The 15,776-nt window shown below is 37.8% G+C and carries 15 protein-coding genes and 1 pseudogene; 9 read left to right on the forward strand and 7 right to left on the reverse strand.

What is annotated here, in order from left to right; translation table 11 throughout:
- The first annotated feature begins 112 nt into the window (after positions 1-112).
- The 5 genes and pseudogenes from Q360_RS0104220 (at position 113) to Q360_RS24420 (ending at position 4,175) form a co-directional block, all read left to right on the forward strand.
- Positions 113-2,473 (forward strand): TonB-dependent receptor, encoded by a 2,361-nt coding sequence (locus Q360_RS0104220; RefSeq protein WP_036195024.1) that lies wholly within the window; start codon positions 113-115, stop codon positions 2,471-2,473.
- A 231-nt stretch (positions 2,474-2,704) separates the two neighbouring features.
- On the forward strand, positions 2,705-3,079 hold the full coding sequence (locus Q360_RS0104225; protein ID WP_027075984.1) for a hypothetical protein: 375 nt from the start codon (positions 2,705-2,707) through the stop codon (positions 3,077-3,079).
- Between the two features lie 80 nt (positions 3,080-3,159).
- Positions 3,160-3,656: pseudogene (locus tag Q360_RS24410) on the forward strand (efflux RND transporter permease subunit); the annotation flags it as partial.
- A gap of 14 nt (positions 3,657-3,670) precedes the next feature.
- Complete coding sequence (locus tag Q360_RS24415; RefSeq protein ID WP_084273353.1) at positions 3,671-3,970, forward strand: efflux RND transporter periplasmic adaptor subunit; 300 nt, start codon at positions 3,671-3,673, stop codon at positions 3,968-3,970.
- Positions 3,957-4,175: a hypothetical protein gene (locus tag Q360_RS24420; protein ID WP_027075987.1), complete on the forward strand. Its 219-nt coding sequence runs from the start codon at positions 3,957-3,959 to the stop codon at positions 4,173-4,175. Before Q360_RS24415 ends, Q360_RS24420 begins: the two co-directional genes overlap by 14 nt.
- A gap of 146 nt (positions 4,176-4,321) precedes the next feature.
- Here the strand turns inward: Q360_RS24420 and Q360_RS0104245 are convergent, their stop codons facing one another.
- A complete protein-coding gene (locus tag Q360_RS0104245; RefSeq protein WP_027075988.1) occupies positions 4,322-5,227 on the reverse strand; it encodes a DMT family transporter in 906 nt (301 codons plus the stop codon).
- A gap of 207 nt (positions 5,228-5,434) precedes the next feature.
- Complete coding sequence (locus Q360_RS0104250; RefSeq protein ID WP_027075989.1) at positions 5,435-6,058, reverse strand: DEAD/DEAH box helicase; 624 nt, start codon at positions 6,056-6,058, stop codon at positions 5,435-5,437.
- A gap of 322 nt (positions 6,059-6,380) precedes the next feature.
- Between Q360_RS0104250 and Q360_RS0104255 the strand changes: the two genes are divergently transcribed.
- Entirely contained in the window at positions 6,381-8,255 is a 1,875-nt protein-coding gene (locus Q360_RS0104255) for a CocE/NonD family hydrolase (protein WP_027075990.1), read from the forward strand.
- A 199-nt stretch (positions 8,256-8,454) separates the two neighbouring features.
- Here Q360_RS0104255 and Q360_RS0104260 read toward each other — a convergent pair whose 3' ends face one another.
- The 3 genes from Q360_RS0104260 to epsC form a co-directional block, all read right to left on the reverse strand.
- Positions 8,455-8,940, reverse strand: a complete 486-nt coding sequence (locus Q360_RS0104260) for an AAA family ATPase (RefSeq protein WP_027075991.1) — start codon at positions 8,938-8,940, stop codon at positions 8,455-8,457.
- A gap of 66 nt (positions 8,941-9,006) precedes the next feature.
- Positions 9,007-9,891 (reverse strand): cysteine synthase CysM, encoded by an 885-nt coding sequence (cysM, locus tag Q360_RS0104265; protein ID WP_027075992.1) that lies wholly within the window; start codon positions 9,889-9,891, stop codon positions 9,007-9,009.
- A complete protein-coding gene (epsC, locus tag Q360_RS0104270) occupies positions 9,884-10,675 on the reverse strand; it encodes a serine O-acetyltransferase EpsC (protein ID WP_027075993.1) in 792 nt (263 codons plus the stop codon). The genes cysM and epsC overlap by 8 nt, the downstream gene beginning before the upstream one ends.
- A gap of 93 nt (positions 10,676-10,768) precedes the next feature.
- Between epsC and Q360_RS0104275 the strand changes: the two genes are divergently transcribed.
- Entirely contained in the window at positions 10,769-11,449 is a 681-nt protein-coding gene (locus tag Q360_RS0104275) for a DUF2461 domain-containing protein (protein ID WP_027075994.1), read from the forward strand.
- Here Q360_RS0104275 and Q360_RS0104280 read toward each other — a convergent pair.
- Positions 11,438-11,848, reverse strand: a complete 411-nt coding sequence (locus tag Q360_RS0104280; RefSeq protein WP_027075995.1) for a hypothetical protein — start codon at positions 11,846-11,848, stop codon at positions 11,438-11,440. The two genes, Q360_RS0104275 and Q360_RS0104280, sit on opposite strands and share 12 nt — an antisense overlap.
- Before the next feature lie 319 nt (positions 11,849-12,167).
- On the opposite strand from Q360_RS0104280, the gene Q360_RS0104285 reads away from it, so the two are divergent.
- Complete coding sequence (locus Q360_RS0104285; protein ID WP_027075996.1) at positions 12,168-12,563, forward strand: acyl-CoA thioesterase; 396 nt, start codon at positions 12,168-12,170, stop codon at positions 12,561-12,563.
- Between the two features lie 17 nt (positions 12,564-12,580).
- Here Q360_RS0104285 and Q360_RS0104290 read toward each other — a convergent pair whose 3' ends face one another.
- Positions 12,581-13,864, reverse strand: coding sequence for a dipeptidase (locus Q360_RS0104290; RefSeq protein ID WP_027075997.1), 1,284 nt, complete (start codon positions 13,862-13,864; stop codon positions 12,581-12,583).
- A 145-nt stretch (positions 13,865-14,009) separates the two neighbouring features.
- Between Q360_RS0104290 and Q360_RS24425 the strand changes: the two genes are divergently transcribed.
- Complete coding sequence (locus tag Q360_RS24425; protein ID WP_051554560.1) at positions 14,010-15,776, forward strand: ATP-binding protein; 1,767 nt, start codon at positions 14,010-14,012, stop codon at positions 15,774-15,776.

Consider the following 15,776-nt stretch of genomic DNA (forward strand, 5'->3'; position numbering starts at 1 on the left):
GTTTACCAATTACTCGGAAAGTGTATTATAATTTAACAACAACTTATGGCAGTTATGGGTAAATAAGTATTTATTTTTGTCCCACATCAATCTAAAAAAATTAAACAAAATAATGTACGGAAGCATAAAATCAATACTTATTATCGGATTACTATTATCAGTTGCAAATACGAGCGCCCAAGTAAGTGTATCCTTTTACGGTAATGTTAAAGATAATTTAGGCGAGCCTATTGGTGGCGCCTCCGTTTTCTTAGAAGGAACCGCTTTGGGAGCCCAGACTGATTTTGATGGTAACTATGAAATTAGAGGCGTAGTTCCCGGTTCTTATAATTTGATAGCCAGTTATTTGGGATATGGTTCACAAACACAATTTAATATCATTGTACGTTCCAAGGGTACGCCGAATTATAATTTTAGACTAGAAGTGGTAGCAGAACAATTAGACGAGGTAGTGCTTTCCAACGCGAATGTCATTACCAGGCCTAAAGAGACCCCTTTGTCAACCCAAACCTTATCGGCTGTTGAGATTGCGACTTATCCCGGAAGTAATAACGATGTGGTACAAGTGGCGCAAACCTTACCGGGTGTTTCTCCATCTATAGGCGGGTTTCGGAACGATTTAATTATTCGTGGTGGTGCGCCTAATGAAACCGTCTACTATTTAGATGGGATGGAAATACCTAACATCAACCACTTTGCCACACAAGGCAGTTCCGGTGGTCCAGTAGGCCTTATTAACGTGTCCTTTATTGACAATGTTACACTGTCTACTTCGGCTTTTAATGCGCGATATGATAATCCGTTATCCGGGGTGTTACAATTTCAACAACGCAACGGGAACGCCAGAAATTTTGCGGGTAACTTTAGACTAAGTGCTAGTGAGGCTGCGTTAACCTTGGAAGGACCTTTGTTCAAGAAAGAAGGAGAAGTTTCGAAGACTACATTTTTGGCATCTGTTCGAAGGAGTTATCTTCAATTTCTTTTTCAAGCTATCGGGTTGCCCATACGGCCCGATTATTGGGATTACCAGTACAAAATAAATCACGAGTTGGACGACTATAATACCTTAACATTTTTAGGTCTTGGCTCCATTGACGACTTTTCTGTTAGTCCACCAGAAGAATTTGACGAAGAACAACAGGCGCAGGTAGAGCAAACCCCTTTTATTAAGCAGCGTACCAATACAATGGGGGTTACATGGCGTAACCGATTTAAGGAAGGAAATGGCTATATGCTTACAACCTTGAGTAACAATACACTCTCCAATGATTTTACTCGATATTCTGATCCTGTAAATGAAGCGGGTGTCATTTTTGGTAATGATGCGCGTGAATCCGAAACCAAACTTCGCTATGAATTAACGCAGTTTTATGATGGATGGAAACTGAGCACGGGTCTAAATATGCAGCATTCCGATTACAGCAATGCCACAAACGATATTAGAAATAACCTTGTCTTTAACACGGAAATAGATTTTGTAAAGTATGGGGTTTTTGCCAATGTGACACAATCCTTTTTGAACGATAAGCTAGACTTATCCTTTGGTTTTCGGATGGATGATGACACGTTTACACAGAATGAAAGCTTGTTGAGTACTTTTTCGCCTAGGATGTCAGCCTCCTACGAGTTCGCGCCTGATTGGAGGGTAAATGGTTCCGTAGGCCGCTATTTTAAGATTCCGCCATATACGATTTTGGGTTTCAGAAATAATGCTGATGAGTTAATCAATCGAAATGCAGCGTACACGTTGAGCGACCATTTGGTATTGGGGCTGCAACACTATTTCGCACCCTCTTCCAGCATTTCTGTAGAGGGGTTCTATAAGCGATATGACGATTATCCAGTATCAGTTAGGGACGGTGTTTCCTTAGCCAATAAAGGTGGCGGTTTTGAGGTATTGGGTAGTGAACCTATCGAAACCGTAGGAAAGGGACGAAGCTATGGAGCTGAGCTACAGTTTCAACAAAAATTATCCAATAATTTTTATGGAATATTCGCCTACACTTGGTTTTATAGCGAGTTTACCGGTTTTGACACCAATACCTTTATTCCATCTGTATGGGACAGCAGGCACTTAGTTTCTTTCGTGGGTGGATATAAATTCAATAATAATTGGGAATTGAGTTCACGTTATCGTTTTGCGGGTCGCACACCTTTTGTGCCGGCTGATTTAGATGCTACTTTAACAAACTATCCAGAAGTAGTTCTAGATTATGATCGCTTAGGCGAAGATAAACTGGATATTTTTAGTTCCTTGGATGTTCGACTGGATAAAAAATGGAACTTTGAAAAGTTCGCTCTAAACCTATTTATTGAAGTACAAAATATCTTGGGGCAAAACAATCCTAGTCCACCAGACTACGGTTTAAATAGAGATGCGAGTGGTATGGTCGTGCAACCTAGAACCCTAGCTATTATAGAACAGGAAGCGGGATCAGTCATACCAGGTATTGGTATTGTAATCGATTTTTAATCTAAATAAACACGTTTAGTGCTTAAATTTCATATCGATTAAAACTAGTTCAAAGGGGTTTATAGTATTATAAATAAACAGTTTGAGCTATTCCGGATTATATTAGGCTGTTATAATGTTTAGTTTGGATTTGGTACTGAATTGTGCTTTACTACCCAATGGCTTAGTGGTCTTAGTGAATTTTTAAACCCTATTAATGTTACTTCATTAGTTTTTTTTAACCTTGAGGATATGAACAAGGTATTTTCCATCCTATTATCTGTTGTCATCCTGCTCCAAAGTTTTGGGATGCATGCAGACGATTTGGTTCAAATAGACGAGTTCATTACCCATGGCCAATTTCACAGCGCGCAATATGGAGATAACGCGATAGTGTTTATATCTAAACATTATGGGGAGCTAAAGGCTGCACACGAGGAAGAACATCAAGAGGAGAGGGAAGACCATGAGAGATTACCTTTTCAGCAGCAATCCCATACCATGTCCGTGATGGGTTTTACCTTAGGGTCAGTTATACCAGAATTTAGACCTTTCAATTTTTATTATAAGGCACCGCTGTCTTCCCTTCATTCAGACGGTATACTTCAGCCTCCGAGACTAGTATAATAGCCATACGAACATTCATTTTTTTAGTGCTGGACTATTTATAGGTTTAGTACTGTTCACATTGCTTATTATATGCCTCTATGTTATCCAATATTATTAATTTCAGTTTACGGAACAAGTTTCTAGTACTCTTGTTTACCATTTTTATTATTAGTTTTGGCTTATATGCCCTATCTCAGATTCCCATTGGTGGAGTACCCGATGTGACCAACAATCAAGTACAGGTCATCATTACGTCCAGAAATCTTGTCACCGAGGACACGGAGCAGTTCATTACGTATCCTGTGGAACTGCAAATGGCCAATCTTCTTGGTGTTACAGAGATAAGGTCTATCTCTAAATTTGGACTATCGGTGGTTACCATTGTTTTTGAGGACGATATGGGCACCTACTTACCTAGACAATTGATTGCTAAAAAAAATAAATCTGCCAGTGAAAAGATTCCGAAGGATTTGGCACACCAGAGATGGGACCTATTGCCACTGGCTTGGGCGAAATATACCAGTATATTCTTGATGTTGAACCTGAGTATAAAGACCAGTACAACGCAGAAGACTTGCGAACGATACAGGATTGGAGAGACAGCTACAAATGCTGCGTATTTCGCCTACAAAACTGGCAGAAAGAAGCATAAGCTCAATCGTTACGATTTTTACACCTATATCTGGTAGTATTACCAAAGTGAATGTGACCAAAGGGAGCTATGTTTCCCCAGCTACCTCTATTTTAGAGATTATAGACAATGAGCATGTACACCTAGAGCTCTCCGTTTTTGAAAAGGATATCATGGTCGTTAAAAAAGGACAAGAAATTGATTTTAAGATTCCTAAAGCCTCCGAAGAAATCTTTAAGGCCTATGTAAATGGTGGGTGCTGTCATGGAGGAAAATAGAACTATAAAAGTACACAGACATCTAAAAGACGAATCGGAAAACAATTTTCTCACAGGTATGTTCGTAGCTGTTGATATTATTACTAGTTACAAGTTTGAAAAAGCGATACCGAGTCAAGCTGTCGTATTCATAGAAGAAGCGTCTTTTGTGTTGGTATTGAAAAAAAAGGAGGGAGAGACCTTTTATTTTGTAGCCAAGAAGTAAGCATCAAAGCCAGTGGAACCGAGTATCTAGTCATTGAATCAGAAAATGGCTTTGGTATGGATACGGAGTTTTTGGTAAAAGGTGCTTCTGCGCTATTGGGAATTTAAATAAAAAACTAATGACTATGCTTACGTAGTACCACTTAACTAGCCATTGCTATACAGAATCAATGCCACACCAATCATAATTCCCGCTAAAGGCAAAAGTTTTTTACGTTTGTTCTGTTCTTTGAAAATGAAGCCACCAATAACTACGGCAATAAGTATCTGACTCCTTTTAATGGCAGATAGTAACATGATAAGGGCGTCTGGGTCTTGTAGTGCTTTAAAATAAAAGTAATCTGCAAACACTAGCAGTATACCCACTGCAGGAATGGACCACCGCCAAATAAAAGCTTTTCGTTTTTCAGCATAAGGAAACCAAGTAATTGTCAATAGCACCGTTAAGATGAGGACTGTGTACCAGCAAAACCAGAATTGTAAGGTTTGTGGGTTTAACTTTAGGGTTTGAATCAGGAATTTGTCATACAGTCCGCTTGAAGCACCTAAGAATGTCGCTCCAATGATTGCAAAAATCCATTTGTTGTTCTTAAAATTAATACCCTCCTTTTTACCGATACGGGAATATAGAAATACAGAAAAGAGTATTAGGAAAAACCCGACCCATTGCCAACCTGTTGGCTGTTCATTATAAATAAAAATAGCACCTATAAAGGTGAAAAACGGACCAGCGGACCGTATGGGCGTTACAATAGTTATGGGTAGGTGTTTCAGGGCTTGGTAAGCCAGCACCCAAGAACCTGCCATTAGCATTGACTTAATAAATATAAAACCATGATGCGACCATGGTATTCGGGTAATTGTAAGCCCGATAGAATCCATATATTCTGGCGAATAATAAGAGCCAAAAAATAGGGGTAGTAGTAGAAGAAAACCTGAAGAAATAGTACCAAGAAGTACCGGAAAGACCTCGTTTCCGCGGACGGCATGTTTTTTACATAAATTATGTAACCCCAAGAATAGTGCTGCCAAAAGGCCCAAATACATCCACATGGCCGCGAAGATAGTTTTTCAGTCAAATTCCTTGTGTATTTAGGAGTAGAAAAACTGTAGAAAGGTATTATTTTGTGAGCTTGAGGAGGAGGATATCCATCTCTAATTTAAATCTAGATATATTCCGAATAAATTACATTAACATCTAATAAAGTCCAACACCGCTATAGGTAAGGAAATTTATTTTTCGAATGCTAAAATAGACCCTTAGCTATTCGTTTCATCGGTCACAATTTTAGCACGTTCCATAAAGTAAGACTCAAAGCGCTCTAATTTGGGATGCAGTTTTTCTGCATAGAGAACGTACTGACATTTTAGAATACTTTGTGTTATTGAAATCAAGGCGCTACCGTCCGATTTTTGAGTTAAGAAATCTGCATCATCGACACTGAAAATTTTTAATTGTGAAGTACTAACTCCATTTAATAGGAATAATTTGTTCATTGTTTTTGGAGTTGAAATGAGAACATCTATTCCTTCGAAAATTTCTGATTTTTGGATATCGATATGAAGTTGCTCATACCCAACATAAACTCTAATGTTGCTATATTTAGTGAACCCTAAAAAAGCTTCATACAACTCCAGCGCTTTCGTTTTATTTTCTACGATTACAACTGCTCTTGGTGCGTTGCCTTCTGCCTTAAAACCTATTTTATGTAAGGTAGTAAGTATTAAGCTGGTTGTTTTTCCACCGTCTTTTCCTGCGATGCAATAGGTATTTAACCCACTTTTTACTATGGGAATAGCCTTTTTTTGAAAGGAAGTAGGTTCCATAATATTTAAACGTTCCAGTGCTTCTCGCAGTTCGGGATGTAATTTTTTAAAAGGCATAGGTCGTAACCATTGGTTTATTGCTGTTAATGCAATTCGATTATATCGTACAAAGATACTGCGCTAGTAGCGATGTAAAGCAATAACCACCAATTTTAGTCTCAAGTCTATATATTGATGGCTATTAGTGGATGCGTTTTAGTTTTTTTTCGCATAATTCTAAAATCTGTTTTCCAACGAAGAGTTTATACTACCCTTTTTTCCTCTATTAAATAGTTAGATTGGCTAAGAATGCAGAAACGAAGTATATCTAAAAAGATAAATAAAGTCAAAATAGCTACATTTTTACCTATTTTTAAAACAGAATAAAACAGAACGCCTTATGAAAAACATGTACCTATCCATTTGTCTTTTAGTATTCAGCGTACTAATAAACGCCCAAGAAGATGCTAGCATTCTTGAAAGAATGGAGGAGATTGCCATTATCGATCAAAAAGTCATGATGCCGATGCGCGATGGTATCCGTTTGGCTACAGATATTTATAGACCAAAAACAAATGAAAAAGTACCGATAATTTTTTCAAGAACACCTTATAATTTTAATTCTTGGGGAGATGGAGAGCAAAAAACCAGAACAGCCCAAAGAGCTTATGAGGCAGTAAAACGGGGTTATGCCTACGTAGTACAGAACGAGCGTGGACGTTATTTCTCGGAAGGGGAATGGGATATTTTAGGCGTTCCACTTACGGATGGTTATGATGCTTTTAGTTGGATGAAGGACCAACCGTGGTCTAATGGAAAAATAGGAACCTACGGCTGTTCTAGTACTGCAGAATGGCAAATGGCAGTCGCTGCCTTGGACCATCCTTCGCATGCCGCTATGGTCCCACAAGGCTTTGGAGCAGGTGTAGGCAGAGTAGGTGATATTATGGAGCAAGGTAACTGGTATAGGGGCGGAGCAGAACAACTGTTGTTTTTTTCGTGGTTATATGGAGTAGAGCACGATAAGTTTAAGCCAAGAATACCGGAAGGTGCAACACAAGAGGATTTAATTCGGATTTCTAGGTTTTATGACCTAGCGCCCGAAAACCCTCCTGTAGATATGGCCGAAGCATTAAAACATTTGCCTATTCAGGATATGTTAAAAAATATCAACGGAAAAAAAGAAATTTTTGACAAGATGGTGCGTCGCAAGCCTAATGACCCAGATTGGTTTACTGGCGGAATTTACCATGACGATATGGAGATTTCTATGCCAAGTTTCTGGTTTGCTTCCTGGTATGATGTCAGTATCACACCAAATCTGAGCCTTTTTAATCATGTACACAACAACGCCAAAGATTCCGAAGTACGGGACAATCAATATTTGGTGATTGCACCTACACTGCACTGCGCTTACACAAGGGCTACGGAAAATACTATTGTTGGGGAACGCAGCGTAGGAGATGCCCGTCTAAATTATGACGAGCAGATATATGCTTGGTGGGATTTGTGGTTAAAAGGAGAAACTAATGATTTTAAGGAAAAAACGCCTCGCGTACAATATTATACGATGGGTAGCAATAAATGGCACTCTGCCGAACAGTGGCCCCCAAAGGATAGTAAAATGACCACTTACTATTTAAACAGTGACGGAAACGCTAATACGCTAAATGGGAGCGGAACCCTTTCTACGAAGAAGCCTTTCAAAGACAAACCGGATACCATTATCTACAATCCTATGAACCCAGTTACCTCCTACGGTGGTAACGTTTGCTGTACAGGAAATGCTGTAAAAGGAGGTGCTTTTGACCAGCAGGTCATGGAAGAGCGTGATGATATTTTAGTTTACACTACGGATGTACTTAAAAAAGGTGTCGAAATTACTGGATTCATTGAGTCGACTTTATTTCTTTCTTCGGATGCAAAGGATACTGATGTCACTATTAAAATAATTGATGTATATCCCGACGGGCGCGCATATAATTTGGATGAAACCATACAACGTGTTAGGTACCGTGAAGGGTATGAAAAAGAAGTTTTTATGGAGGAAGGACAGGTCTACCAAGTAGATTTGACACCCATGGCTACCAGTAACTATTTTGAAAAGGGACATCGTATTCGTATTGAGGTTTCGAGTAGCAACTTTCCAAGATTTGCGAGGAACTTAAATACAGGTGGTAACAATTACGATGAAGCTGAGGGTGTTGTAGCGACGAACAAAATTCACCATTCTAAGGCATATCCATCGCAAATTAAATTACCAATGAAGAAATAAAAATGTATTTTACTGAGTAAATTACCCGTAAAATTAGGCGTTTTTAATACTTATCCGAAAGACACGTTTTTTCACTTTGAATGCGGTGTATAATGACCACTTGATTTAATAGTTAAATCAATATTTAGAGTTGGAACAAAAATAACCCCTATACCAAAACGATACCTAGTTTCACTAAAAGGGTATGTCTTAATGCGTGTTACAAAATAACGGTACCACCAATCATTTCATTATCACTTGGTTTCTCGAACCAAGTTTCCATAAAATCAAAATTGTCCTTGCTTACTTCAAACTCGAAGGTAGCTCCTTTTTCCTCATTTCTTTCTTGAACCCTTTTCCAACGTGTTTGTTTCGATACATCTAAAAAATGAAGTGTTATTGGATAATTATGCGTGGCAGCAAATTCTCTAAACTTCTCCCGATGCGCAAATTTTGACAAGCCTAAATCGAGTATAGCATCTGTCTTGGCGGTTTCTAGTTGTTGTATCAGATGCATTATAATTGTTTCTGAACGGTCTATTCGCTCTAGAAACCATTGCAATCCGTCTGCGGGCTTTTTATCCGGAAGAAATAAGGTGTTGTTCCAAGTATCGATAGAAAATAGTACGCCTTTTATTTTTTCCTTTAATTCGTTGGCATAGGTGGTTTTTCCAGAGCCTGTGTTTCCAATTATTAAGTGAATCATCTGTATTTTTTACTATTTTAAAATCTACGTCTTATTTTAACTAATAAACCCAAGCAACAGAAACCATCAATCAAACAAATCCGAAGATAAATACCGATCACCTCTATCGCATATAATTGAGACGATTATGCCTTTGTCTAACTTTTCAGCCAAACGCAATGCTACTGTGGTGGCACCACCACTACTCATTCCTGAGAAAATCCCTTCTTCTTTTGCTAAGCGCTTGGCCATGGCACGGGCATCCGCTTCGCTGACTTCCATAACACGGTCTACTTTTTTAGCATCAAATATTTTAGGAAGATATGCTTGTGGCCACTTACGAATACCGGGAATCTTGGAGCCGTCGGTAGGTTGTACACCCACAATTTGTATATTAGCATTTTGCTCCTTTAGATATGTAGAAGTACCCATAATCGTACCCGTTGTGCCCATAGAGCTTATAAAATGAGTTACGCTACCCTGGGTATCCCTCCAAATTTCAGGTCCTGTAGTTTTATAGTGCGCTTTCCAATTATCAGGATTAGCAAACTGATTTAACATAACGCATCCGTCGTTTATTACCTTAGCTTCCGCATAATCCCTTGCACCTTCTATACCAGTCTCAGATGGGGTAAGGGTGACTTTTGCACCATAAGCGCGCATGGTCTGCACACGCTCTTTAGTAGCGTTTTCCGGCATTACCAATTCTATATCCAAACCGTAGATTCCTGCAATCATTGCAAGGGCAATTCCTGTATTACCACTGGTAGCTTCAATGAGCTTATCACTTGTATTTATACTGCCGCTTTCGAGTCCGCTTTCAATCATATTTAATGCTGCACGGTCTTTCACACTACCCCCAGGGTTATGTCCCTCCATCTTAAAAAGCAGGGTAACATTCGGATTCGTATTTAAGATACGGGACGCGACCAAGGGTGTGTTTCCGATAAGGTCAATTAGATTTTTAGACATTGGGAAGGGTTTTTATTTTTATTTCTGGGGTATGAAAGACTGTGGAATTAGCAGGAACAGATGTTGTTAACCAAGCGTTTCCACCTATGATGCTATTGGCTCCAACGACTGTATTACCACCCAAAATAGTAGCGTTGGCATAAATGGTAACGTTTTCCTCAATAGTAGGATGCCGTTTGGTCTTTTGATGGTGCTTTGCAACAAAAAGTCCGCCAAGAGTTACACCTTGGTAAATCTTAACATGGTTTTTAATAATTGCCGTTTCTCCAATAACGACACCTGTACCATGATCTATGTGAAACGAATTGCCAATTTGTGCCCCTGGATTTATATCCACGCCAGTTTGTCTATGGGCGTATTCAGTCATTAATCTAGGAACCAAGGGAAAGCCAATAGCATACAGTTCGTGTGCCAGTCTATAAATAGCTATGGCATAAAAACCGGGATAGGCCATATATACTTCCTCTATTGATAGGGAAGCGGGGTCACAATTTACTGTTGCTTCGGCATCCATGTTTAAATTTTCTAAAATTTCAGGCAGCTTTCGCACATAATTCTCCCATACTTTTTTACAAGGTTTTTCGCTCTCCCAACAAGCAAGGTCTACCAATTTATCAAACTGTTTTTCTAATACCTTGAGATTCTCCGCAACTGGAGTTTCAATATCGAATAAGGTATAAAAAAGTGTGTCTGTAAAAGTTTCTGCTTGTTTTTTTAATCGAAATCTAAGATTTGGTTGTTTCTTATGTTCGTTGATTTTTTCTATGATATATCTATGTTCCATAGTATTGGCTTAGGGCTCAAAATTAACCATTAAATCAAAAGTGCTAGATAGCAAATGGTTAACTTTAGCTTAAAATAACAAGTCCTAAGTCGTATGTTACATCCTACAATTACCAAGAGTACCCTAGATTTTTTAAATGAACTTAAAAAGAATAATAATCGGGATTGGTTTACCGAGCAAAAAAAAACGTTTAAGACCCATGAATCTGAAATAAAATCCTTTTTGAATGCGGTAATGGAACTCATGCATGCGCACGATGAAATAGAAAAATTGAAAGTCTTTCGTATTTATAGGGATGTACGTTTTTCTAAGGATAAAACACCGTACAAATATAACTTTTCAGGCTCTATGTCGCGTGCCGGTAAGGAACGAAGGGGCGGTTATTATATACACATACAACCCAAAGGTAGTTTTATTGCCACCGGATTTTGGAGTCCAGAAAAAGAAGATCTCTTTAGAATACGAAAAGAATGGGAGGTAGATGCCTCGGATTTTCGTGATATTCTAAACGATAAAGGTTTTAAAAGTGTTTGGGGCGATTTGGCAGGTGAGGAGCTAAAAACAGCTCCCAAAGGTTTTGATAAAGAAGATTCTAATATTGACCTTATCCGAAAGAAACAGTTCATTTTTGTGAAAAACTTTACAGATGCACAGGTAACTTCACCTGATTTTGCACAATCCATTGATGCTGCTTTTAAGGGAATTCGTCCCTATTTCAATTTAATGAGCAACGTTCTTACTACCAATCTTAACGGAGAATCGCTATTGGAGTAAGGTAGCTTCCTCGAAGTACTGCATTTGATCTTGTAAGCGCTTTACCGCCATGCTCATCATTCTTTTGTTCAAGGCTGATGAATTCTTCCTATAGTCTTCGTATTCTTCTAAGGTAAATTGTCCTAAAATCATACCTTTTAAAGTGTTTCGATATTTTATATCCTTTTGTACTGCATTCGCTATGTAATCTAACCGCGCTTCTTTCTTAAGTTCATGGAACCGATTTTTAGCCTTTACAATATAGTTTTGAAAGGATACCAATAATAAATCGTTTTGTAATTTAAGGATAGGGCGTAAGGTTTGGTTCTGGAAATATTCCTGTTCGCTCATGTTGGGTAGTATTCTAGCGTTTGCAATAACAGGCCTTATTTCTGATAACTTCAAAGATCGCTCATTCATGTTTGCAGTTTTTTTTATAAAGATACCCAATCGATTAAGGTTCCCGTTTTATGTAGAAAGAAGTTTTAAAAGGGTTATAAACATTGGTGTTATTTTTGAGATTTTCTTAATAAAAAAAATCTCCATCCTTTACGGTATGAGAACTAAACGATTTTAATTTATGGTATTTCAGATTGATAATTATAAGCTCGCACAATTACTAAATCATCACAAACAGCTATTAATACGTTCCTTTTTGATAAATATGCAGGCTAAATAGGAAAAAGGTGATTACGAGATTGTTTTTAGTTCTAATTTTGACTTATCTAAATTAATTACTATGAAATTTCATACTAGAAAATTGGTTAAACCTGAAGACTTGAACTCGAATGGAACACTCTTTGGCGGTAAGGTTTTGGCTTGGATAGATGAGGAAGCCGCCCTGTACACTATAGTGCAACTTGAAAACGCAAAAATAGTCACCAAATATATTTCGGAAATTAATTTTATGAGTGCCGCAAAGCAAGGCGATGTCGTCGAAATTGGCATAGAAGTAGTTAAGTTTGGTAAAACATCCTTAACGTTAAACTGCGAAGTACGGAATAAGATGAACCATGAGACTATCGTTACCGTTGATAATATTATCATGGTAAACTTAGGCGAAAACGGCAAGCCTACACCTCATGGAAAAACAAAAGTAGAATTTGTGAAGGACCGTTTGGCATCTGCAGAATAAGTGCTGAGCCCTTATCCTTATGACATTATTTTGGACACAGCTTGTACTTCGTCTAAAACTCTAAGCAAATTACCGCTCCATAGTTTTTGTATTTCTTGTTCGGTATAACCACGTTTTACCAGTTCTAATGTTACATTAAAAGTTTCGGAAGCATCAGACCAACCTTCGATACCACCACCACCATCAAAATCCGAACTGATACCAACATGATCAATTCCCATCAGCTTTACCATATAATCGATATGATCAATAAAATCCGAAACCGTTACTCCTTCGGGAGCATCCGGGTTTTTGGTGACGATATCCTTTCCGATTAGGACCACTTTAGGATAATTCTCCATAAAAGTCCCTTTTTGAGCATCTGTCAAGCTACTAAGCTGTGATCTCTCAAACCATTCAAGACCAAGTGAATCAGCAACTTGTTCGTAAATTCCTTTCATAAAAGCTGCTCTAGCCTCGTGTTTTTCAGTATTCAAATACGAACTAAAGGCTACAGTCTGTACAACGCCTCCATTTTGTTTCATGAGCATTAGTTGTTCATCGTCCAAATTTCTACTGTGGTCGCACAAAGCACGGGCAGACGAGTGGGAAGCAATTATTGGTGCTTTAGACAGACCTATCATTTGCTTCATGGCCACTTTAGAAGGATGAGAAACATCAATCATGATACCAAGCCGGTTCATTTCCATAACAGCTTCCTTTCCTAAGTCACTTAAACCATTATGCAGCCAAACTGAATCCTTTTCGCCAGTGTTGGAATCGGAAAACTGGCTATGTCCATTATGGGAAAGCGAAATGTAACGCGCACCTAAATCACGATACTCTTCAAAGGCAGAAATATCTTCACCTATAGGGTACGCATTTTCTACACCAATCATTACTACTTTTTTACCGGAAGCTACAATACGACGAACATCGTCAGAGCTGTAGGCAAGTTCTATTTTATCTGGTGCATACTCCTCGCAAAACCTGTGAATTGCAGCAAATTTGTCCATTGCATTTTCTTTAGCTTTCGCATAACCTTCGGCATTTAGGGAATCCTGTCCGGTATACACAATCAACCAAGCAACATCCAACCCACCCTCTTCCATCTTTGGAAGATTAATCTGTGTATCTAGACGTTGGGTGTAATTTATCGAGTCCGTAAAATTTTTGGTATTTATATCATCGTGGGTGTCCAAGGTGATAGTGTTTTCATGAATTCGTATTGCGCGTTCTTCTATAGTTTCCATTAGTTTGGTTTTCTTCTCATTACAAGAAAATAGGGTTAGAGCGATAACGATGTAGCAAAATACTTTCATTTATGTTTTTTTTATACCTACAAATAAACTGTTTTCACAACAAAAAAGGAAGCTTAGCAAACATTTAATTGCTCAAGGCACTCTAATACTGGATTTTTAAGTCTAATTATAGAACAAAACTCTAGAAAACAAGGAATATTAACCTATGTCCAAACTAAAAACTAAAGATTTAATTTGTCAACTTTCTGATTTGGAAACATCCTTGAATGGTTTTTCTTTTGAAGAATTAAGCACACTAGAAGCCAAAACTTTAAAAAACTCCTTTAATCGATTTAAAACACAGCTAAATGATCAAATATTTGGTACTGATAAAATCAATGAAAAAGATTTTTTTACCAATGAAATTATTTCAGTGCCAACACCTAGCCAAGATAATAAGCTGATTGCCCATGTGAGCCATGAAATAAGAACACCGCTAAACGGTATCATTGGTTTTACAAATTTACTAAGGGAAGAAAACCTTACTGAAGGACAGTTTAAAAAAGTGGAGGCGATACAATCTGCCTCTTATAATCTCATGGAAATTATTAAAGAAGTCTTGGAATACTCTAAACTTACGGCTGGAATAGAGGATTTTGATTCGGTAGACTTTAATTTACACAGATTGCTTAAGGACGTTATGTTTCTATGTCAAACACTCATCGTTGATAAATCGGTCACCTTAAATATCGATATAAGTCCTGATGTTCCAAACATACTGATTGGCGATCCATCCAAGTTATCGCAAATATTACTTAACCTTTTAGGAAATGCAATCAAGTTTGTTGAAAAGGGTCAGATTAGCCTTTCAGTGGTCGTAACCGAACAAAAAAAGGGAACTCATATGTTACAGTTTTCGGTTAAGGATACTGGTATAGGCATTTCCAAAGAACAACTAGGTCATATTTTTGAAAGCTATAAACAGGCAGAAAAAGATACCTTTCAAAAGTATGGGGGATCTGGCCTAGGGTTAAGTATCGTAAAGGAAATTATTGAGAAGCAAGGTGGTTCGATTGCGGTAACCAGTATATTAGGTGCAGGAACAACCTTCAAATTTCTTATTCCCTTTCGCAAAGGAAATATTCAAAACATATCTAAGAATAAACCAAAATCTATTAGCACCCAAAAGGGTAAAGAGCTTCTAGGTGGTACTAAAATATTAGTTTTTGAGGATAACGAGCTTAACCAACATCTTATTAGCGAACAGCTAACTAAATGGAACTGTATTACCCATGTGACTGCAAACCCAAAAGAAGGTCTTTCTCTTTTAAATACAGAGGAAATAGATATTGTTCTTATGGATCTTAAAATGCCTAAAATGAGCGGATTCGAAATTTCTAAAAGCATACGCTCTTTACAAGACACTACGCTAAACCAGGTTCCTATCATTGCCTTTAGTGCAGATTTTACGGCACAAGACCAAGAATATTGTTATGAGTCCGGTATAAACGACTTTTTATTAAAACCATATACCTTAAACGAGCTGATGATCAAATTATTAAAAAGGAAAAAAGAGCGAAACCTTACACAGGCTAGTCTTAGGTTGTTAAAACAGGAGACCATCATCTCAATTAAACAAAAAAAGGAAACAGTTGAACTTAGCTCTCTACTACAGGAATGCGATGATGAAATAGAAATGCTAGAAGAGCTCGTACGTCTGTTTAAACAAAATATATATGAGTTCATTGGTGCGGTTAAAATTGCGATTAGTAATAAAAATTTTGAAGAAATCTATCACGCGTCCCATAAAATAAAGGCAGGATTAGCTCTTATGAACACCAATGATTTAAAAAGACTCATTGTAGGAATGGAGGACGGAGCAAAAAATACTGAACTAGCAAAAATTGAGCTACTATTTGCACAGTTTTTAGTGCAATACCCGCTAAAAGAGGCCCAAATAGATAAAGAATTGAAAAAATTAAAGAAACGATAA

Source organism: Maribacter antarcticus DSM 21422, assembly GCF_000621125.1.
GTDB classification, from domain to species: domain Bacteria; phylum Bacteroidota; class Bacteroidia; order Flavobacteriales; family Flavobacteriaceae; genus Maribacter; species Maribacter antarcticus.